The 19368-nt window shown below is 68.9% G+C and carries 12 protein-coding genes and 2 pseudogenes; all 14 read right to left on the reverse strand.

Annotated elements, in window-relative coordinates:
• Window positions 1–677: 677 nt before the first annotated feature.
• Window positions 678–1165 (reverse strand): annotated as a pseudogene (locus ACIQVL_RS49445) (hypothetical protein).
• A 30-nt stretch (window positions 1166–1195) separates the two neighbouring features.
• A pseudogene (locus ACIQVL_RS49450) lies at window positions 1196–1927 on the reverse strand (DUF317 domain-containing protein); the annotation flags it as partial.
• Between the two features lie 444 nt (window positions 1928–2371).
• Complete coding sequence (locus ACIQVL_RS49455; protein ID WP_403479001.1) at window positions 2372–2683, reverse strand: hypothetical protein; 312 nt, start codon at window positions 2681–2683, stop codon at window positions 2372–2374.
• The gene (locus ACIQVL_RS49460) at window positions 2680–8871 is read right to left on the reverse strand and encodes a DNRLRE domain-containing protein (RefSeq protein ID WP_403479002.1); all 6192 of its coding nucleotides are present in this window, start codon (window positions 8869–8871) and stop codon (window positions 2680–2682) included. The genes ACIQVL_RS49455 and ACIQVL_RS49460 overlap by 4 nt, the downstream gene beginning before the upstream one ends.
• 713 nt (window positions 8872–9584) lie before the next feature.
• Window positions 9585–11921: a tyrosine-type recombinase/integrase gene (locus ACIQVL_RS49465; RefSeq protein WP_403479003.1), complete on the reverse strand. Its 2337-nt coding sequence runs from the start codon at window positions 11919–11921 to the stop codon at window positions 9585–9587.
• Window positions 11909–12082, reverse strand: coding sequence for a hypothetical protein (locus ACIQVL_RS49470; protein ID WP_403479004.1), 174 nt, complete (start codon window positions 12080–12082; stop codon window positions 11909–11911). Before ACIQVL_RS49470 ends, ACIQVL_RS49465 begins: the two co-directional genes overlap by 13 nt.
• Window positions 12083–12085: 3 nt before the next feature.
• Entirely contained in the window at window positions 12086–12901 is an 816-nt protein-coding gene (locus ACIQVL_RS49475) for a tyrosine-type recombinase/integrase (RefSeq protein ID WP_403479005.1), read from the reverse strand.
• Between the two features lie 314 nt (window positions 12902–13215).
• Complete coding sequence (locus ACIQVL_RS49480) at window positions 13216–13836, reverse strand: HAD family hydrolase (RefSeq protein ID WP_403479006.1); 621 nt, start codon at window positions 13834–13836, stop codon at window positions 13216–13218.
• Complete coding sequence (locus ACIQVL_RS49485) at window positions 13833–14975, reverse strand: MFS transporter (protein WP_403479007.1); 1143 nt, start codon at window positions 14973–14975, stop codon at window positions 13833–13835. Before ACIQVL_RS49485 ends, ACIQVL_RS49480 begins: the two co-directional genes overlap by 4 nt.
• Window positions 14972–16198 (reverse strand): ATP-grasp domain-containing protein, encoded by a 1227-nt coding sequence (locus tag ACIQVL_RS49490; RefSeq protein WP_403479036.1) that lies wholly within the window; start codon window positions 16196–16198, stop codon window positions 14972–14974. The genes ACIQVL_RS49485 and ACIQVL_RS49490 overlap by 4 nt, the downstream gene beginning before the upstream one ends.
• Before the next feature lie 237 nt (window positions 16199–16435).
• Window positions 16436–16738 (reverse strand): hypothetical protein, encoded by a 303-nt coding sequence (locus tag ACIQVL_RS49495; protein WP_403479008.1) that lies wholly within the window; start codon window positions 16736–16738, stop codon window positions 16436–16438.
• Between the two features lie 31 nt (window positions 16739–16769).
• Window positions 16770–18005 (reverse strand): MFS transporter, encoded by a 1236-nt coding sequence (locus ACIQVL_RS49500; RefSeq protein WP_403479009.1) that lies wholly within the window; start codon window positions 18003–18005, stop codon window positions 16770–16772.
• A complete protein-coding gene (locus tag ACIQVL_RS49505) occupies window positions 18002–18505 on the reverse strand; it encodes a regulator (protein ID WP_403479010.1) in 504 nt (167 codons plus the stop codon). Before ACIQVL_RS49505 ends, ACIQVL_RS49500 begins: the two co-directional genes overlap by 4 nt.
• Window positions 18502–19344 carry a winged helix-turn-helix transcriptional regulator gene (locus tag ACIQVL_RS49510; RefSeq protein WP_403479011.1) on the reverse strand — a complete coding sequence of 281 codons (843 nt, stop codon included), beginning with the start codon at window positions 19342–19344 and terminating at the stop codon, window positions 18502–18504. The genes ACIQVL_RS49505 and ACIQVL_RS49510 overlap by 4 nt, the downstream gene beginning before the upstream one ends.
• Between the last annotated feature and the right edge of the window lie 24 nt (window positions 19345–19368).

Genomic DNA, 19368 nt, shown 5'->3' on the forward strand with positions numbered 1-19368 from the left:
GAATGGGTCATACATTCGCAAAATGGCGCCAAAGGTGACCGCAGGTCGACACCTCCAGACTCTGCAAGTGGCGCACGTCACTCGATCTGGATTCTGTAACCCTTCTCACCAACGGTCTTTACTAGCGCGGGACAGGCAGCCGTGTGATCAAGCGGGGGACTTGGCCGCGATGCTGGTGAGCAACTTGTCGCACACGACAGGCCACTCGCCCGCCTACACCCTGCGATACGCCGAGTTCCGACGAACGCCGCCCTCAGATGATGATCACCGTTGGCGCCTCAGTGACCTGCCTACTCCCCCACCTTCAGGATTCGCCCAGCTCGACCTGGAGCACAGGCACCATCGATCGCACCGGACCCTCCTCAAGCGTCCTGCTGGTCCCGTCTGCACAGGTTCTTCCGATGCCGCGGCAGGACAGGGTTGCCCAACGGCAGGCAGGCTCAGATCTCAGACCAAGAACGCTGAGCGACAACGGCGGCTCGTCGAGGGGTCGGCTGAACACCAACGCCTCACCGCAGTTCGCGCAGTGAAAGCAACACGGGCGGAGTTGACACAGAATTGCCGGGGAAGGACCTGCACCGGCTGGGCCGGGTCGAGGTTCTCGAAGGGGTGCGTCATCACGGGCAGGGCTCCTGCTGAAGGGTGCGGAACGGCGGGGTAGGCGGTGGGGGCCCGGCTCAGCGGGCGCGGGTGCCGTTGCGGGTGATCGGCGCGGCGGGCGCCGGTTGCACAGTCCGTCCTGCGGCGCGGGCCGGGGTGGAGGTGTTCCAGGCACCGGGGAACCAGACCGCGGTGTACCGCTCGATGGCATCGCGGAGCCCCGTGGTGACGGCGCCAGCCCACGGTGGCTGATCCGGACGGTGGTACTTGTGGATCACGCCGTAACCGTGCGTGTTCGGCCGGGTGTTGGTCGCTTCGTCGCGACGGTGGAATGTGCCGTGGTCGAGGAAGCTGAGTGCCACCGCGTCGATCTCGCGCGGTCCGGGTGGACGACCGCCACGCGCAACCCGCCGTAGGTGTCCGCCCGGATGGTGTCGGTGAAATCGATCCGCAGCCGCAGTTGTCCGCCGGGGGCGGGGACGGCGAGGTAGGTGTTGCCCACCACGGCGTGCTCGGGGAACGGGAGGCACAGCTCGGCGAAGAACTCCGGGGCCTGCAGGAACAAGAGGGGTCTCCGGTAGAGGTCGGGCCCGTGTCAGCGGCGTGGACCGGGCAGGGCTGGTTGGCTGGTGGTGCTCCAGCGCGGGACGCTGGCCGCGGGGAGCGCGGCCGGGCGGCGGGACGCGGCGGCCCGCTGCACATCGAGCGGGGTGGGGGCCGGCGGTCGGGGCGGGAGGATCGGGGTGAGCTGGGCCATGCCCTTGATGTAGCTGAAGGTGTTCTCGCGCCACCGGGGCAGTGGAGCCGGATCGGCGACGCACGCGGTGACGGCGGTGAGCAGGGCGACGGGGGTGTCGGTGCTGGCCGTGGCGTACCAGACGGGCCGGTCGATGGAGGTGCCCGCCCACAGCTGCCAGCGGGCCTCGCGTGTCGTCAGTTCGGCTTCCGCATCGAGGTCGCCGGTGGTGAACTCCAGCCCGGCGAGTGCGTCCGGGGCCTGGATGGCGAAGACGCCCCAGCGGGGGCGGTCGATCTCCCAGCCCCCTTTCAGCAAGGGCACGACGGCGAGGAAGGGATCGTGTTCGTCGCTCCCGGACACCGGCCGGGCGAGGTAGCCGTCCGGCCCCTGCTGGTACGCCGTGGCGAGGGCCGTGGTGAACGCGGTCACAAACTCGGTCGGGACACGGTCGTTGAAGCAGACGCCCCAGGTCGGCGGGCCGAACGGGTCGCGGTAGGCATTGATGCGCCAGAGCCCGTCGTCCTCCCCTTCGGGGAGGTAGCCCAGGCGGACCTTGCCGTCGGGGGCGTTGACGTAGACGTTGCCGATTATGTGGAATCAACCTTGTCAAGCAGCAGCCAAGCCAGCTCAACGGCAGTGCCGTTGGCGACGCGCAGTACCTGGATGCCGATGACAATACCGGCGAGGCACCCCCACGGGTGGCGTTAGTCAAGGAAGCCACCGGATCTTCTGCAAGTACACTTCGCCCGCAGGAGTTACACACTGCTGGAGTTTCTCGGGGCGTAGGCATCGCAGCGCGGGAAGGCTGATGTGGTGCGAGCACTCTTCGAAAGAAGCGAAAGGGCTGCTACGTGGGCTGGTGCCGATACGTCACGCACGCCATGCTCTTCCGGGGCTGCCTCGTTTTCGCTCTTCTTGAGACTTCGGCGGAGCAACAATGAGGCAGCCGTTATTTCACCGGAACCCAATACGGCTTGTGGGCTCGGGGCCGGCCCGGTGACTGATGCCTGACGGGCCGGCCGGCGGTACTGGTCAATCAGTTGTTCGCTGCGCCTCTGCCCATTCGCGGGAGTACCGCTGTGCAAGTGCAAGCAGTCTTGTCGCGACCGGGCTGTCCTGGTGATCCGTCAACCAGGACAGCAGATCCTGCTCGGCGCGGCGTGCCTCCACCACACAGGCCAAGACGTCGTCATCCTCGACATACATCGCGTATTCGGGCCAGAGCAGGCCGAGGAACTCGTGGTACTCACCGGCGTCCTCGCCAGATGAATTCCACGCTTCGCGATATGTCTCGACGTCTTCCAGCATGACACGGCCTGCGAGGACATCGTCTACGAACGTCATATTTTGATCTTCCGTCCCTTTACCGGAGGCTTGTAGATGTGCCCGTCCTCAGGATCGGCGCTCCCGAGATGATTCCCATTCTTGTCGTACACCTCGATATCGCCGTGGGTGTAGTCCCACTCGAAGTATCTCTTTTTTGAGCCGCTCTTCCCGTTGGACTTGGTCTTCCCCTTGTAGGGCTTCAGTTTCCCCCAATACGGGGAACTGCTCGGCGTGGCCTTAGCGACGTGTCCATGGTGGTGGACAAGCCATTCGCCACCCTTGTAGACGGCGTATGTCACGATCCCTATGGCAACCAGAAGGGCCACGATCCAGCCGACCGGGTTCCAGAAGTCCGCCGCTTCGAAGAAGCCTATCGCCGCCACTGCGGCGAAGTCGCCGGTGAGGTCGAGGCAGGTGACGGGGTTGGCGTTGCAGTAGTCGTAAGCGTTGGCGCTGCCGTCGTGGATGGGGTCGGAGGACAGGAAACGCCCGGTGGCCGGGTTGTACAGGCGGGCGCCCATGAGGATGACGCCGGTCGGCGTTTCCGCACTTCGCTCGTGAGTACCGAGCCAGCCGTAGCGGGTGGTGTCCCCGGTGTTGCCGAACTCGTCGTAAGTGTAGGCGCTGGCGGTGGTGGTGCTGAGGACGAGTTGGACGGCGATGTCACCGTGGATGTTGGCGAGTTGGAGGGTGGTGCCGTCGGTGGCGGCTGTTGTGGCAGCGAGGGTGCCGGTGAGGTCGGTGACGTTGCGGCTGATGGTGCCCGCGGTGTCTTCGGCAGTCCAGGCGGGGTTGTCGCCGTCGTCGGCGTAGTGGTTTGTGGCGGTGGCGGTTGTGTTCCAGGTGGCGCCGCTGTCCGTGCTGCTCTGGGTGGTCCAGGAGGCGAGGCGTCCGGCGGCGTCGAGGGTCCAGGTCTGCTTGGTGGTGCTGGTGGTCTCCTGGCGGACGAGGTCGTTGGTGTAGTAGGCGAGGGCCGTGCCGTCGGGAAGAGCGGTGGTGCGGCCGAAGGCGTCGTAGCTGTAGCCGGTGTCCGTGATGCGGTCGGCGCTGTCGTAGGTGTGGTTGGCCGTTGTGGTGGTGGTTGTGCTGGATGTGGTGTCGGAGCAGTCCGTGGTGCTCGCGGCGGTGGTCAGGCTTGTGCGATTGAAGCTGGCGTTGCTTGCGAAGCCGTAGCTGCGGGTGGTGCAGCTGGTTCCGGTGTCGTCAGCGGCCTGGGTGAGGCGGTCGGCCGCGTCGTACGTGAAGTTGCTGGTGGTGGTGTTGCCGTTGTTCTCGGTGTGGCCTGCCTGCTGGCCACCGATGGTGTAGTCGGCGGCGTCGGTCAGCACCGGAGTGGCGCTGGAATCGGCGTAGTCGCGGGCGGTCTGCTCGCCTGCCGGGTCGAATGACTGGGTGAGGGTGTAGCCGCCGGGCAGTTTCTCGCCGGTGAGGCGGCCTTCGGCGTCGTAGCCGGTGGCGGTGAAGGTGCCCGCGACGGAGTCCGTGACGGTGGTCGGCAGGCTGGTGGTGTCGTCGTAGGTATAGGTGACGGTGGACGGAGCTGAGTCCGTGACCGTGGCCGGCCGGTTGAAGCTGTCGTAGGTCGTGGTGGTCGTGTTGCCGGTGCCATCGTCGTACGTCAGCTGGCGGCCGAGTTTGTCGTAGGCGGCGGCGACCGTCTGGCCGTTGGACGCCAAGGCGATGATGGCGCCGGTCGCGGGGTCGTAGCTGTATGTCGTCGCGGGTGTGGTGGTACCGGTGCCACCGGTGATCGATTCCTGTGTGACGCGCCCGATCGCGTCGTAGGCGTAGGCCGTGGTGCGGGTGGTGCTGTTGGCGGCCTCGGTCAGGGTCTTGACCTGGCCGTAGTTGTCGTAGGTGTAGGTCGTGGTCGGCAGCTCGCTCGGGTTGCTGCCGCCTCCGGTGATGGTGCTCGCGGGGGCCGTGGTGCAGACCATCCCGGCCCACTCGGGACGGCCCTGGCAGGCGCCGGTGCCGGTCGCGGTGTAGTAGGCGGTGACGGTGGTCTTGGCATCGGAGCCGGTGGAGGTCGGCTGGACCTCCTTGGTCTGGTTACCGTCGCTGTCGTAGCTGTACTTGGTGGTGATGGCCAGGCCGGAAGGGTCGGTGACCGTGGTCAGAGGAAGGCCGGTGGTCCAGTCGTACGTGGTGGCCGTGGTCTGCTGGTCGCCGTCGGCGGGGTAATCGGCGACAGTGGCGCCGGTCGTGGTCGAGGTGGGCAGGTCGGAGACGGTAGCGGTAGTGGGGCGGTTGTCGTCGTAGGCGTATGCCGTGTGACTCCGCGCGAGGGTTTCCGTCCCGGAGGGCAGATCGGCGGTGCTGGCCCCGCCCGACAGGGTGTGCTGCAGGGTGATGGTGTGAAGGGGGCCGTATTCGCCGGACTGCAGTTCGGAGCCGTCAGCGGCGGTGGTGTACGACGAGGTGGTGGACAGCAGATCCGCCGCCTCCGCCGGGCTGTTGGCGTTGGCGATCGCGCCGGCCAGACCCGGATCGGAGCTCGTGGTCGTGCCAAGGGCCAGTTCCCGGTTGGCAGCGGTCAACTGGCGCAGAGTGTTGCCCAGGGCGTCGTACTCCGTGGTGCTGATGTGACCGCCCGGGGTGGCCGTGTTGACGTCTCGGCCACCGGCATCCAGGTAGGTGATGGTCGCCTTGGCATACGCGGAGGACGACAAGGCGGTGCCGTCATGGCTCGATGGCACGGAGGTCGGCGGGAAGATGGCCGTTCCGACGGTGGGGTTGTCGGTCTGGCCCCACGCCGTGGTGGCCGTGGCGGACAGGCTGTACGGGGCTGCCGAGCCGGAGACTGGGACGCCATAGACCACGCTGGTGGTCGCGGTGCCGCCGTCGGTGGTGCCGGTGGTGCCGGCGTTGAGGGTGGGGCGCGAGGCGGTCAGCAGCATGCCGTAGCCCGCATCGCCGTTGCTGCCGACCTTGTCGTAGGTGAAGGTCCACGGCAGCTGGCCGGGCGGGGTCAGCGTGGCGACCCGGCCGGCACTGTCGTAGGTGTAGCTGGTCTTCAGGGGGTTGGACAGCCGGGGGTCCCAGGCATCGGCGAGCTGGCCGCTGCTGGTGTAGTCGTACGCGGCGATCGGGGTGGCGGTAGACGCCGAGGCGCTCGGGGCAGTGGCCCACAGGTTGATCTGCTGCACCTGGCCCGAGTAGTTACCAGGGGTCGAGGCGGTCGCGGTGGTGGAGGACGCGTAGACGAACTCGAGGACACGGCAGCCCGCCGTGGACGGGTCGCCCGCGCAGGTGGCCGCAGAGTGGGCGCTGGTGGGGGCGATGACGTACTGCGGCTCGGCCCGGTATTCCGTGCCGCCCGAGACCGCGACCGGGTGGGATACGACCGTGGTCGTGTTCGCGGAGTCGCCGGTGACGGTGTAAGAGGTGGCGAGCTGCCAGGTGGTGGAACTGCTGTTTGGCTTGGTGAAGGTGGCTGTCGTGCCGTCGGTGTCCGTCAGGGTGAAGGAGCTGCCGGACAGCGTGCCCGTCAGGGTGAGGTTCTCCGCACCTGGCTGTGGGGTCCAGGTACCCGAGGTGGCGTTCAACACGGTGAAGCCCGTTGAGGCGCCGGTGGCGTCGATCAGCGACACGGAGCTGGACGAGGTCGGCTTGATGTACGACCAGTCCGAGGTGGCGGCGGTGATGCCGGAGGTCCAGTTCGGGCCGAAGATGGAGATCTGGCCGTCCTGCTCGGCGGCGCCCTGCGGGTCCCGAGAGGAGAACGTACGGGTCACGGCCGAGCCGAAGGCTGAGGCGTCCGTGGTCGACAGGCCGAAGTCCCCGGTCAGCAGGTTGATCTGGCCCGGGCCGACGGCAGCCGTGGGGGCGTTGTCGGCCTTGCGATTGATGGTGACTGTGGCCGCACTCGTGGCGTAGGTGTTCGTGCCGTCGGTGAACAGCGCCCGCACTTGGACGGGGCCGTCGTCGGAGAGCTGGCTGGTGGCGGTCCAGTCGAGGTCGGCCGGCTGGGCGGATGCGGAGAAGGCCAGCGGCCATGACGAGACAGCCGAGCCGTCCGAGGACTTGGTGACGTACGTCAGCGGAATGGGCTGCCAGCCGTAGGGGTCGGCGGAACCGATCTCGTACTGGTACGTCACCCCGGTGAACGCCCCCGACTGGGTGGCCGACAGCGTGACGGCGTCGTCCGTCGTGTCGCCGGTCGTCGGGGAGTTGAGGCTCGCCTTGCCCACACCGAAGGAGTAGGAGGTAGTGGACGTGGAGAGGTTGCCGCCGGAGTCGATGGTCTTTGCCGAGAAGGTGTGCCAGCCGTTGGCCGGGGTGATGTGGACGGTCAGCGGGTCTCCGCCGTTGCCGTCAGCCGTGTCGAAGACCTTGTTGGGGACGGTCGAGTTGTCCAGGCCCCACTCGTAGCCCTGCCCGTCGCTCGATGAGGTGTCGATCGTGCAGGTCGCACCGCTGCTGGACTTGTCTGTCCAGGCACCCGAGGGGTAGGCGTCGCAGGAGATGGTGGGCGCGGCTGGCTTGCCGACGTTCGGCACGAAGTAGATGTAGGACGACCAGGAGCCGTAGTCGGTGCCGTCGTACCCGCGTACCCGCATCCGCAGGTGTGAGGCCGCGAGCTGACTCGCGGCCGGGATGGTCAAGGTCGCGGTGGAGCCGGAGGAGACCGAGGAGGAGGTAGCGGTGTAGGAGTACGTCGTCTCGCCGGTGTAGGCCGGGTCGTTGGTGATCTCGAACTGGGCCTTGACCGTCGAGCCGTCCGGGTCAGAGACCTTGGCGGAGAGCGTGGGGGTGTAGGAGGTGACGTACTGCTTGCCGCTGTAGGCGTTCACCGACGACGGGGAGACCGCCACCGACGTGGGCGTGGCCGGGTAGGAGTTGTAGTTCACCACCAGCTTCGGCGCGTACCCGGAGGTGGTGTAGTTCGCCGAGCGGAAGCGGCGCCAGGTCGTCGAGTCGGTCTCGTCGGCGCTGCGCAGCTGGATGCCGTTGTTGGCCGAGCCATTCGCCCAGTCCTGGACCATGCCGGTCAAGGCCCAGTTCGACCAGTTCGCCGGGCAGGAGGAGCTGTATCCCCAGTGTCCGGTGTTGGTGGCCATGTTCGTCGTCGTAGTCGACGGCTGCGCGCCCCAGGTGATCGACGAGGACGACCAAGTGGAGGTGATGCGGCGGGCCTGGGTGGCGGCGCCGGAGGTGGAGCAGGTCGCCGAGTAGTAGTTGTACAGCGACATCGTGGCCGACGTGATGTGCTTGCCGGTGAACTTCGACATGTCGAACTTCAGGTACGAGCGGGCGGTGTCTGTACCTCCGTCGTACGTGCCCGACTTCAGCTCCTGCGAGGAGATCTGCGAGTCGGGATAGTCGGGGTTCTGTACCCAGGTGTCGGTGGTGACCGCGAGGGTGGTGGTCGGGTCCACGGTGACCGGGTAGGTCGCGGTGGCCAGGAAGGTCTGGTCCGGGGTCAGGACGAGGGTCTGCGAGCCGTCGTCTGCGGTCTCGATCTTTGTAGAGACCTGCTCCTGGTGCGCGGACTCACCCGATGTGTCGTCCTTGGAAGAGTCCCACATCATGGGCGCCGGGGCCTCGGCGACCAGCTTGCCGTCGCTGTCCTTGAGCAGCAGGTGCCCGGAGTCGGCCTGGGAGAGTTTCAGCCCGTCCAGGTTCAGCGGGATGCGGTACGAGAGGGTGTCGTTGCCCGGCTGCTGGGCGAGTTTGATGTTCTCGGAGAAGCCCTGCGCGAGCGCGGTCACGGACAGGGTCTGGCCGCTGCCGAGGTTGTAGGAGGCGGTGCTGTCCTTCACATCAGGGGTGGGCAGTTTGTCCTGCCACCCGAGCCCGAAGGAATCCTTGCCCTTGGCCACTGAGGCGAGCTGGGTGTCCCCACCGTCGGAGACGTTGATGTCCGCGGCGGCGGCCTGTGGCTCCAGAGTGTCTCCGGTATCGGACAGCGAGGTGTCGATGTCCTTCCAGGTCCCGTCCTGCTTCACGCGGACCGGACCGGCGTACGCCTCCGTCTGCAGCTCACCGCTGGGCAGCGCGTACGTCGTCGAGTCAGCGGTCCTCTCCGACAGCACCTCGATGTTCCGGTTTTGGAGACGGGCCATCAGCACCGCCGACGCCTCGTCCTGGGCCTGCGCGGGCCCCGACGCCGTGGCGGTGGCGTCGGACGCCGAAGTGGCCGCGGTCTCCGTGGCGAACGCCATTCCGGTGCTCTGCGACACCAGCGCCAGCTCTGCGGCCATGGCCAGCGCCAGGCCGATCGCTATCTGCCCTAGCCGACGTGGCCGCGGCGTCCGTCTGAATCGCGATCCCCGAGGGATCACTTGTCTGTGACGCATGGTCAATTTCTTCCCCTGAACATTCCGCATGGCGGAGGCGACAAAAACGCGATGATCTTCGCAGAAGCTCCGCAATGTGGCCTATCGCGTCACACAGTCCACCCAATTTCAGTCCTTGAAATGGTCAAGATGAACTAAAAATGCCTCGCGGAGCGGGCATTTCGGAATGTCCCTATTGAAAGTTTTCATGTGCATCCATGCCGAGGCGATTGAGGTTGCGGGCCGAGAAATCGTTCCCTGGGGCGCTTCAAGACTTTCCCAAGATATGGGAGAAGAAGAGGATCAATCGGTATGAGGTCGGCAACGAATCTCAGCCCCTATCTGCCGTTCCCAGTGTCCTTGTGAGGAGCCCGTCCAGTTGGATCCGTCAGCACTCGGAGCAACGTCCGTGCCTGCGCCCATCTGTACGGGTCGATCATCCGGGCCTCAAAGCGCCAGTTCACCGTCGCGCGGGGGCACTACCAGCCGCTGCTAGCGTCCCTCCACTTCTACGTGATCGGCAGTGACTGACGCGGGGTAGGTCTGGAAGGAGTGGGGATGGCCGCGAGACGTTCAGGAGCCGGTTGAGTGCCGCCTGCCCTCCGGAAGATCAATCTTCCGTTCGGCTTCAGAGCCGCTCATTTCTGTTTTCCTTGGCGGACTTCCACGATGGGCAGCGTGGTGATGGTGGAGGAGAGACCGAGCTCCCGTGGTGTGGGGCCTGCGGGTGTGGGGATGTCGGACAGCCGGGCGAGGAGCGCGTCAATGGCGCTTCGGCCGTCGTCGACCGCGGCGCGTTCCTCCTCGGACAGCGGGATGGACGCAAGCATGCGCTGCAGGTTCTCTTTGGCTTCGAGGAGGTGGGCCTTGCTGGAGCCCTTGGGGGTGTAGAAGTCGCAGCGGGCGCAGGCCATCCGGTGCTGGCACTGTTCGAAGAAGGAATAGGTGCACCAGCCGTGACCCAGGTCGTAGTACTGCCAGGGCTCGCCGGTGGCCGCTGCGCCCGAGGCGACGGCGTCGCGATCGACGAGGACCTCGATGGTGCGCACGTTCCGGGCGAAGTAGCCGGCTTCGCTGTACGCCGTGGCCAGTGTCTTGGGGGAGATCTTGGCGTAGAACTGGGTCGAGCTGGGCGACCGGTGCCCGAGCCACGCCTGCAATTCGAACAGGGTCATCGGTTCCTTGGCGTTGTAGAGCTGGCTGGCGACGGTGCTGCGGGCCCGGTGGCTGGTGATTTTGCCGCGGACGTCGCTGGCGGGGACCCCGGCCTTCGTGCACAGCGCCGGGATGATCGTGCGGTTGATGTAGTCCTTGGAGACCCGCTTGGCACGGTGGGCGAACAGGAACTCAACCCGCTCGCCTGTCTTCGCGTCGAGCATCACCGGCTGCTCAGGGCGGACGGCCTGCCAGACCTCGATGGCCTGTCCGAGCAGTGGGTCGACCGGCTTGGTGAAGCTCGTGCCGGTTTTGTGAGCCGGGACATCCAGCAGACAGATGGCGTCACGGGCGAGCACGTCTGCGGCGTCCGGGCTGACGTCCGTGCCGTCGTGCTGCCAGCGGATGCAGCCGGTGCGCAGGCGGCGGATCTCGTCGCTGCGTTGGCCGCTGAACAGCCAGGTCAGCGCCACGGCTCGGGACAGCTCGAAGGGATAGCGCGGGCCGCTGCTGGTTGTGGGCAGGTCGTCGGAGGTGAGGTTGATGCCGGCCCACAGCAGCTTGGCCCATACCTCGTCGGCGATGACGCGGGGGTTGGGGCCCAGCAGTGCGCGGATGCTGCGGGGCGTCTCCAGAGCGCGCCCGGCCTCGAACCGGCGCGGGAGCCACTCCCATTCCTGAAGGTCGCGGAAGAACGCGCGGCTGGCGGTGAGCGCACTGTCCTTGGTGGAGGGGGACATTGGATCTCCGAACACGCCGCGGGTGGCGGTGCGTTCGACGTAGTCGCCGATCCGCATCCGGTCCACCGTGGCCACCCAGGCCGCGCAGGTCGCCCGAGTCCACTGGGCGGGTTCGGTGATCTGCGGGTGCTCGGCCGCGAGCCACCGGCCCATGCGGGCGAGATCCTGGCGGTAGGCCAGGCGGACGTTGCGGCTGAGTGTGGAGGTGTCGAACCACCGGGAGACGATCTCGGCCCACGGCGCCGGCACGTCCGTCCACCGCTGGGTCCGCAGCTCACTCAACAAGGTCTCGTTGCGGGCGACGGGCGGCTCGCACCGTCCCAGCGCCGCCAGCGCCCGCTGGAAAGAGTGCATGTCACCAGAGGCCCTCCCGGTGGAACGCACTGACTGGCGCAGACGTTCCAGTAATGCCGCATCCATTTCCGCCAGCAGCGGGCTGCGGTTGAGGAGCATCGCGTGTGCGATCAACGTGCGTACCGCGTTGTTGCCCGCCGTCTCAAGGCGGTAACCCCAGCCGCGCAGCAAGCCGTAAACAGTGCCGACCTCCCGGTCCACGATCTCGGGGCCGAAGACCGTGTGGGCCAGGCGCAGCCGTTCGAAGCAGAGGAACAGGGCCTCGTCCACAGGCGCTTCCAGAAGGTAGGCGTAGGCCAGCAGTCGGGGGCGGCATGCCCGCGATGCCTGCGCCGGCCACTGGCGACTCCATTCCTGCGCGTCGGACCCGATCACATGGGTCCACGCGCTCTGGTCCCAGCTCCACCACGCCGAACCGGTCTCGGCGGTGTGCCATAGCAGCATCCCGACCACCTGGTAATCGACCCACCGGTGGTGTCCGGACTTGTCCGGGATCCGCAGGCAAGAGCGCACCTGCTCCAGCGGCCCGAGCAACCGCACCAGCGCACCGCGTTCCGCCCGGGTCAGCCGAGAGGAGTGCAACAGCCGTGGTCCCGCATGCACCAGCACCGCGCGCTCTTCAGCGCTCAGTTGCGGGTCACGGTCCCAGGCATCGCCTTCCAGCGGCCAGGCCCAGCCGGGTGCTGCCTTCCCCGTGGCCGGGGCAAGGGCGGTCACCGAGGCCATCCGGTGTCCTCGGCATCGGCGCTCAGCAGCGCGACCCGCTGGGCATGGATGTGCTCCATCCCGCGCGCGAGTTTCTCGGCCAGGTCCCGGCCCGAGAGGTGGATGTAGCGCATGGTGGAGTCGGTGTGCCGATGTCCGGCGAAGGTGGCGATCGCGTGCACCTCTCAGCCCATCCGTGCCAGGTCCGTCAGGCACAGGTGTCGCGTGGTGTGCGTGGAGAAGCGTTCCACCCCGGCCTCCACGGCGATCCGTCGCACCACCTTCGACCACGTCCACAAGCTCAGCGGCTGGGCGAAGTTGCGCCGCGACTCGGACAGGAACAACCCACCGCGTGCGCGGCTGACCGAGGCCCGATGCACCAGGTACTGCGACAGCAGGACCCCGGTCGTCGCCGAGTAGGGCACCACTCGTTCCCGCCTACTCTTGGTCGTCTCCGCGCGTACCCGCACCAGCCGCCGCCCCGGGTCCAGGTCGTCGGTACTCAGCGAGCACAACTCCTCCCGGCGCAGCGCCGCATCGTAGGCCAGGGCCAGCATGAGCCGGGTGCGTACCGGCTCGGCGGCGGCGATCGCCAGAATGGCTCGCCACTGCTCGTCGCTGGGAATCCAGGGAAGCTTCTCCAGCCTGCGCACCAGCCCACGTTGCTGCCCGCCACCACGAGCCCCCAGGGTGTAGCGTCCCCGGCCGACGGGATTGTCCTGGCGCAGCCCCTCCTCGACGAGGAAGTCGTAGAATAACCGCACCGACACCAAACGCTGCTGGAGCGTCGCGTTCGACAACCCGGCACCGAAGTCCAGTGCCACGACATTGGCGCCTCTACGGCTCGGCCGCGAGCGCACCTCCCTCACATGTCGCGCGACATGGGCCCGCGTGGCTTGTACCGGGTCCACGCTCTCCTGTTCGCACAACTCCAGGTACTCCGCGAGTCCCCGGGCGTAGGCATCGATCGTCCTCGGTGCCCGTCCCAAGTCCTGCCACACTTGCAGCCAGGCCGCTGCGTGCTCGTGCCGACCGAGTATCGGCTACTTCTCCTTCAGCTCGACCATCTGGTACCGCTGATCCCTTCAGTCCGTGGGTCTCCGTACGAGGCACTCAGCCTCGCAAGTGATTCCACGTAACTTCTAGGTCGTCGTGGTGAAGATCCCAGCCGAGGTCGGTGAGGGGAGCGAGGGCGGGGTCACCGATCCCGGTGGTGGAGGCGAGGTGACGCGGAGAGACGAAGACGTCTCCGTCGATCGTGCGCAGGTCGTCGTGAGAGGTCACAGGTTCCTGAAGGGGTGAAGGCGCGGGTGGGTCAGGCGGCGAGCACCAGGGCTTCCTGGAGGACGTCGCTGGAGCCGGTGTAGTGCAGGGTCTGCAGGCCCGAGCGGGCGGCGGCCTGGCAGTTGTCGGCACGGTCGTCCACGAACAGAACGCGTCGTGGATCGCGAACTCCGGTGGCCCGTACGGCGTGTTGGTAGGCGGCCGGGTCGGGCTTGCACACCTCAAGGCGGGCCGAGTACAGCGCCTGGGTCATCAGGCGTCGCCACCCGTGGGTGTCGAGCACGGTGCTGAGATGGGCGGGTGCGTTGGACAGCAGCACCATCGGCATTCCCATGGCGTGGGCGCGGCGGAGGACGGCAAGGACGCTCTCGTCGGTCTCGGTCCACATGTTCGTGTCCGCGGCGAGGAGTTCGCGCAGCAGGCGGGGACCCGGGTGGGCGCCGAGGACGCGCGCCCAGTACGCCAGGTCGCTGAGCTGACCGGCGTCGTAGAGGTCGCGGTCGTTCCAGAAGGCGCGTTGGAAGCCGGTGAGATCGTCTTCGGGCCAGGAGGCGGTGCGGGCCAGTCGGAGCCAGTGGGCGCGGGTGGGCTGGAGTCCGATGACGCCGTTGTAGTCGAGGATGACGGCGTCGATGCTGGTGGCGCGGGTCAAGGGGCGGTGTTCTCCAAAGCACGGTAGGCGAGGGCGGCGAGGGCTGCTGCGAGGAGGGCGGGCAGCAGCAGGGCGGTGGGCAGGGTGGTGATGCTGGCGAGGGCGCCGATGAGGGCGGGGCCGGCGAGCAGGCCGAGGTAGCCGGTGACGGACACCGTCGCGACGGCCCCCGGACCGTGGCTCCCGGCGGCGGTGATCAGGGAGGGGACCGTACCGGACAGGCCGAGCCCGAAGACCGCCCAGCCCACCAGCGCCGCCGGCACGCTGTCGGCCAGGACACCGGTGGCCAGTCCCGCGGCGGCGAGCACAGCGCCGACGCGGACCACGGCAGGGGCCCCGAAGCGAGTCGTGAGCCGGTCTCCGGTCAGCCGGCCAATCGCCATGCCGGTGCTGTAGAGGGCGAACGAACTCGCGGCGACGGCCGTACCGGCGTGCAGGGCGTGCACGTGCACGGCGGCCCAGTCGGCAGCCGCTCCCTCCCCCAGCAGGCTGGCCGCTGCCAGCGCGCCCAGCAGCCATACGCTCCCCGTCGTACGGTTCCGTCCCCCGTGCAGGCTCGGGGGTGTGGGGTCGGTGCCGCTCAGGGTCAGGGTGGGCGGAAGGGCCGCGAGCACGCCCACCGCCAGTAGGGCTCCGACCGCCAGGAACAACGTGCTGTGGGCGGTGCCGGCGGTGGCAGCGGCTAGGGCCGCGCCGATCAGCGCTCCGATCGAGTACGCGGCGTGCAGCGACGACATGATGGGCGTGCCGTAGGCGTGCTGGCAGCGGACCGCCCCCGTATTCGCGGCGACGTCCAGGACCCCGTGCGCGGCGCCGAAGGCCAGTGCTGCTGCGAGCAGCGAGGCCAGTGTCCGGCATTGGCCGAGCACGGCGAGGGCTGCCGCCAGTGCGACCGCTCCGCCGATCAGGAGCACGGGGAGGCGTTCGGGCCGGGCGAGCCGGCCTCCGGCCTGCAGCCCGGCGACCATGCCGGCAGCGGCGGCGAGCAGGACGAGGGAGAGGCTGCCGGTGGTCAGGTGGGCGGTGTGCTGGACGGCCGGCATCCGGGCGCCCCAGACAGCCATCACCATCCCCAGACCGAGGAAGTAGCCGGTCAGCAGGACCCGGCTGCGCCGGAGGGATACGTCGGTGCGGCTCATGCGGGGCGGCCAGCGGCTACAGGCTCGGCGGCGGGGCGGGACTCGACGTGTACCTGGAGGCGGCGCACCGCTTCCTCGGCGCGGGCCTGTGCGAGGTCTGCGGTGGGCGCGGTGGTGATCAGGTAGCCGATCCGCGCGGTCCACATGTTGCCGCCGTCGGCCGGCAGGAGCAGCTGGTCGCCGACCTGGTGCTGGAAGGACACGCGGTCCAGCCAGTCCGGACGGACGCCGTCGAAGCCGAGGCGGACCAGGGTGCCGGAGGTGTCCGGGTAGAGCAGCTGGATCGCGGCGGCCGAGGACCTCGTCGCGATGAGGTCGGGACGACGGCCGCAGGCGACGTCGGCGGCGGCACGCGGCAGGTCGATGCCGGTCGCGAGCCGGACGAGGTGGCCGATCATGTCGCCGCCGATCCGGCCGTTGACCTCGACGAGCCGTGGCCGGCCGTCGACCAGGCGCATCTCGACATGGCTGACGCCGTCGGTGATCCCCAGGGCGCGGATCGCGGCCCGCGCCACCGGGGTCACCACGTCGAGCAGCGGGTCCGCGGCGTCCACGCAGTGGGCCAGTTCCTCGAAGAAGGGCGGAGCACTGACCGTCTTGCGGGTGACCGCGACCACGTTGGTCTCGCCGCGGTAGGTGACACACTCGACCGACACCTCGGGCCCGTCGAGGTACTCCTCCACGAGCACGCTGGTGGATTCCCGCCCGAGCCCGGCCGACTGGTCGGCGAACTCGAAACCGGCGGTGAGCTGTTCGGGGGTGTCGGCGCGGATCACGCCGATACTGGCCGCGTGCGCGGCGGGCTTCAGCACGAGCGGGTAGCCGAGCCGCTGGGCCGCCGCCTCCGCCTCGGCCAGGGTCCGCACGCTTACCGAGGCCGCCGACGGAACGCCGTGCCGTGCGAACAGCGCACGGGAGGTGGCCTTGTTGCGGCACGCCTGCATGGCCTCCGGGGCGGTGGTGGGCAGGCCGAGCTGGCGCGCGAGGCGTGCCACGGACACGAGGTACCACTCGGTCCAGGTGAACACCCCCGCCAGGTCGTGGCGTTCGGCGAGCATCCGGCCAGCGGCGGACAGCGCGGCCTGGTCGGCCGGGTCGGAGACGACGACGCAGTCGCGCAGGTACGGCACCTCCCACGTGGGCTCTTCGCTGGTGATCAGGACCACGTCATAGGCGGCGGCCACGGACTGAAGGCAGTACGCGCGGTATGCCTCGGCCTCCATGTCAGCGGCTGCCACGATCAAGGCGACGGGACGGTCGGACAAGGGCAAGCTCCTTGGATGCAGAAGATGGAAAGGTGCGCAGAAAACGAACGGACCGCAGTGGCACCGAAGTCAGAAGCACGGTCGGCCGGGACGGGTGGGGCCTCGGGCCGAGGCCGGTCACGCAGCTCGCGCACCGGCAGGGCCGCGGACGAGGCGTCCCCGTCAGGCGTTCTTCGGCCGGCAGGGTGAGGGGTGTCAGGCAGCGCGGCGGCGGCGCAGTTCGAACAGCCTGGCCCAGTGGGGGTGGTTGTCGATCAGGCGGCGGGCGTAGAGGACGGTGAAGTTGTTGTTCAGCCCGGCGACGCCGTGGGGAAGTTGGCGGCGCAGATCCTCGAACAGGTCCTTCAAGCTGACGCGGGTGGCGCCAGTGGCCAGGCGGCGGGCCGTCATGTGTTCCAGAGCGCGGTAGACGTGCGGGTTGCGGGCGTCGAAGGCGTAGAACTGCTCGGTGATGGTGCGGCCGGTCGCGCGGTGCGACCCGAGGGCGGCGATGGACATGACGTTCTCCACAGGCTGGGGCGCAGCGGGTTCAGGTGCGCAGGGCGGGATCCGTGCGCAGACGAGCGAAGGCGCAGAGCAGGCCGAGGGCCTGCAGGACCGCGCAGACGGTGATGACGTGGCCCAGTGCGTCGGGCGGGGTGAGGGCGGTGAGCACGCCGGCGGCGGGGAAGGGCAGCAGGAGGATGAGGATCGTCGCCGACAGGGTGCTGGCGAACTTGTCCGGCGGGATCAGGCGGGAGCGCAGGGTGCGCAGGACGACCGCCAGGCCGCCGTCGGCCGCCATGAGGACGGCGACCAGGACGAGGTAGGACGGGTAGTCGGGGGCCCGGGCAGCGGCGAGGCAGCCGAGCGAGGCAAGGACGGCGCAGGTGGCGCCGACCGGCCACAGGCCGAGGCGGTCCAGGGCGAACCGGGCGAGCGTGACGCTGAGGAGCGTTGCTGCGGCTGCAGCGGACCAGACCAGGCCGACAGCGGTGGTGGACTGCCCGAAGTGCTGGACGACGATCACCGGGCCGGCCGCCTGGAGAAGGCCGGTGGCCAGGTTGGACAGGGTCAGCCCGGTCACGAGCCAGCCGAGCGCGGGCAGCGAGCGGATGGTGCGCCACCCGGTGAGCAGTCCGGCACCGGACTGCCCCTTCGCCGCACGGGCCGGCGCCACCGGCGAGGGCGGGGTGCGCAGGGCGAGCAGCGCGGCGATCAGCGAGAGCACGGTGATCACCGCGAGCATCGACGGCGGACCGGCGAGCAACAGCACGCCGGCGAGCGCCGGACCGGCCAGGGTCGCCGTCTGGTCGATGCCGAGCAGGACGGCCTGGACACGGTGCGCCCGCCGTCCCGCTCGACGACCGGCGGCGGCGCCCGCCGTCTCGACCGCGATATAGCTGAACTCGGTGAGTACGCCGGTCGTTGCCGCCAGCACCATCACGGTCACGCTCGCCTCGGCGCCCGCCGGGTGGAAGTGGAGCAGGACCGCGCCGGCGGCCAGCGCCAGCGCCCGGCCCAGGGCGGCCCGGTGGAAGACCACCGCGGCACCGTGCCGGTCGACAACCGATCCGGCCCACCCGAACGCAGCCAGCCGCGGGATCCACTCCAGGGCGAAGGCGGCGCCCGTAAGCGCAGCGGAGCGCGTCGTGGCCAGGACCAGCAGCGGAATGCCGTAGGTGGACATCGCGAACGCCAAGGCGTCCGCCGTGCGCGGCAGGTAGACGCTGCGCACCAGCCCGCCGGTGTGACGTGCGCGCCGGGGCGTGGCCGCTTGGCTCACGCGACCGGCTCGGGTTCGGACACTCTGGCCGCCTGGGGGTTGTCGGCCAGCCACCGGATCAGGAGCATGCGGGGACGGGCCAGACCCGCCTCGTCTTCGCCACCGTCCAGCGGGGAGGGATTGTCGACGTACTCACCGGTGAGCGAAGGTGCCAGCAGACCGAGGACGTGCCGGATGCGGCTGCTGAACTCACAGACGGGGGCCGGGACGGCGTGACGCCGAGCCCAGCGGGCCATCGCGTCGTACAGGTCGGCCAACTCCGTCCCGGCGGGGGTGAGTTCCAGTCCGGCGCCGGGCGTGATCAAGATGAGGCCGTGGGCGCGGGCCGTGTCGGACGCGCTGCGCACCTGATGCGTGGAGAGGTCGGGCAAGGTAGGGGCCAGTCGTCGCGGCGGTATGGCGCCGTTGTCGTCGATCTCGGTGACCAGGCGGACCAGGGGCCGCGAGGCGAGCAGTTCGACGGCGCGCAACGCTTCGGCAGAGGTCATGGCGGTAGTCATCGGCGCGGGCCTCCCGCCGGGACGGCTGCCTTCGGGTGGGCGGTCGCGGCGTGCGAGAAGAGGTCCCGGTTGTGCCAGGCCGGAGAGGTCTGGGGTGTCCGGGCGGGTGGGAGTGCCGTGGGGGCTGGCCTAGGCTGGCTGCTGATCCACGGCCTCGGCGCGGGCTTCGCCTGCGGGTGCCCCCAGACCGGGTGCTGAGCGGCAGTGTCGAGGGGCTGCCCGGCGGACCAGGCGGACAGGGAGCCGAGCACCGGACCCAGGCCATCACCCGCTGCGGAGAGCCGGTAGGGCCGGCCGATGCCGTCGGTGTCGACCAGGCCGTCGGCGACGAGCTGCCGCAGCGGCGGGTAGATGTTGGTCCAGTCGCTGCTGGGCATCACGATCCGGGCCAGGGCCCGGCCGCTGACCTCCCCGCGGGACTTCAGCACCCACAAGATGGAGGCGGCGTGCCGTCGGGTGAGCAGGGTGAGGCTGTCCTCGATCTGCTCGATCGCGGGCAGCGGGACGTCCGGCGTATCCAGATACTCCTCGGCCCAGGTGACGATCACCGGCAGCACCGGCAGCAGAGCAGCGGCACGCCCGGCATGGCCGTAGGTCACGTGCCGCGCATCGTGTTCGGCGCGCTCGACCAGACCGGCGTCACACAGCGATGTGAGCTTGGGGTGGAGCTGGCCGTCCCGGAGCCAAGGCATCTTGGCTGCCAGCTCGCTGTAGCGCAGCGGCGATCCCGAGAGGGCCAGGAGGATTCTCACGTTCCAGCGCGGGGTGATCATGGCGAGGGCCTCGGTGACCCGGGCGACGTCAGCGTCGGTGTCAGGGGGCAGAGCGGTGGGGGCCAAGGGAGGAACTCCTGGGTGATGGAA

This window comes from Streptomyces sp. NPDC090499 (assembly GCF_044769305.1).
Classification (GTDB): Bacteria; Actinomycetota; Actinomycetes; order Streptomycetales; family Streptomycetaceae; genus Streptomyces.

Bases quoted from the DNA above. Each gene is read 5' to 3' on its own strand.
- ACIQVL_RS49455 (WP_403479001.1), bottom strand. From the start codon at position 2,683: ATGACGTTCGTAGACGATGTCCTCGCAGGCCGTGTCATGCTGGAAGAC.
- ACIQVL_RS49460 (WP_403479002.1), bottom strand. From the start codon at position 8,871: ATGGCCGCAGAGCTGGCGCTGGTGTCGCAGAGCACCGGAATGGCGTTC.
- ACIQVL_RS49465 (WP_403479003.1), bottom strand. From the start codon at position 11,921: ATGGCCTCGGTGACCGCCCTTGCCCCGGCCACGGGGAAGGCAGCACCC.
- ACIQVL_RS49485 (WP_403479007.1), bottom strand. From the start codon at position 14,975: ATGAGCCGCACCGACGTATCCCTCCGGCGCAGCCGGGTCCTGCTGACC.
- ACIQVL_RS49490 (WP_403479036.1), bottom strand. From the start codon at position 16,198: ATGGAGGCCGAGGCATACCGCGCGTACTGCCTTCAGTCCGTGGCCGCC.
- ACIQVL_RS49495 (WP_403479008.1), bottom strand. From the start codon at position 16,738: ATGTCCATCGCCGCCCTCGGGTCGCACCGCGCGACCGGCCGCACCATC.
- ACIQVL_RS49505 (WP_403479010.1), bottom strand. From the start codon at position 18,505: ATGACTACCGCCATGACCTCTGCCGAAGCGTTGCGCGCCGTCGAACTG.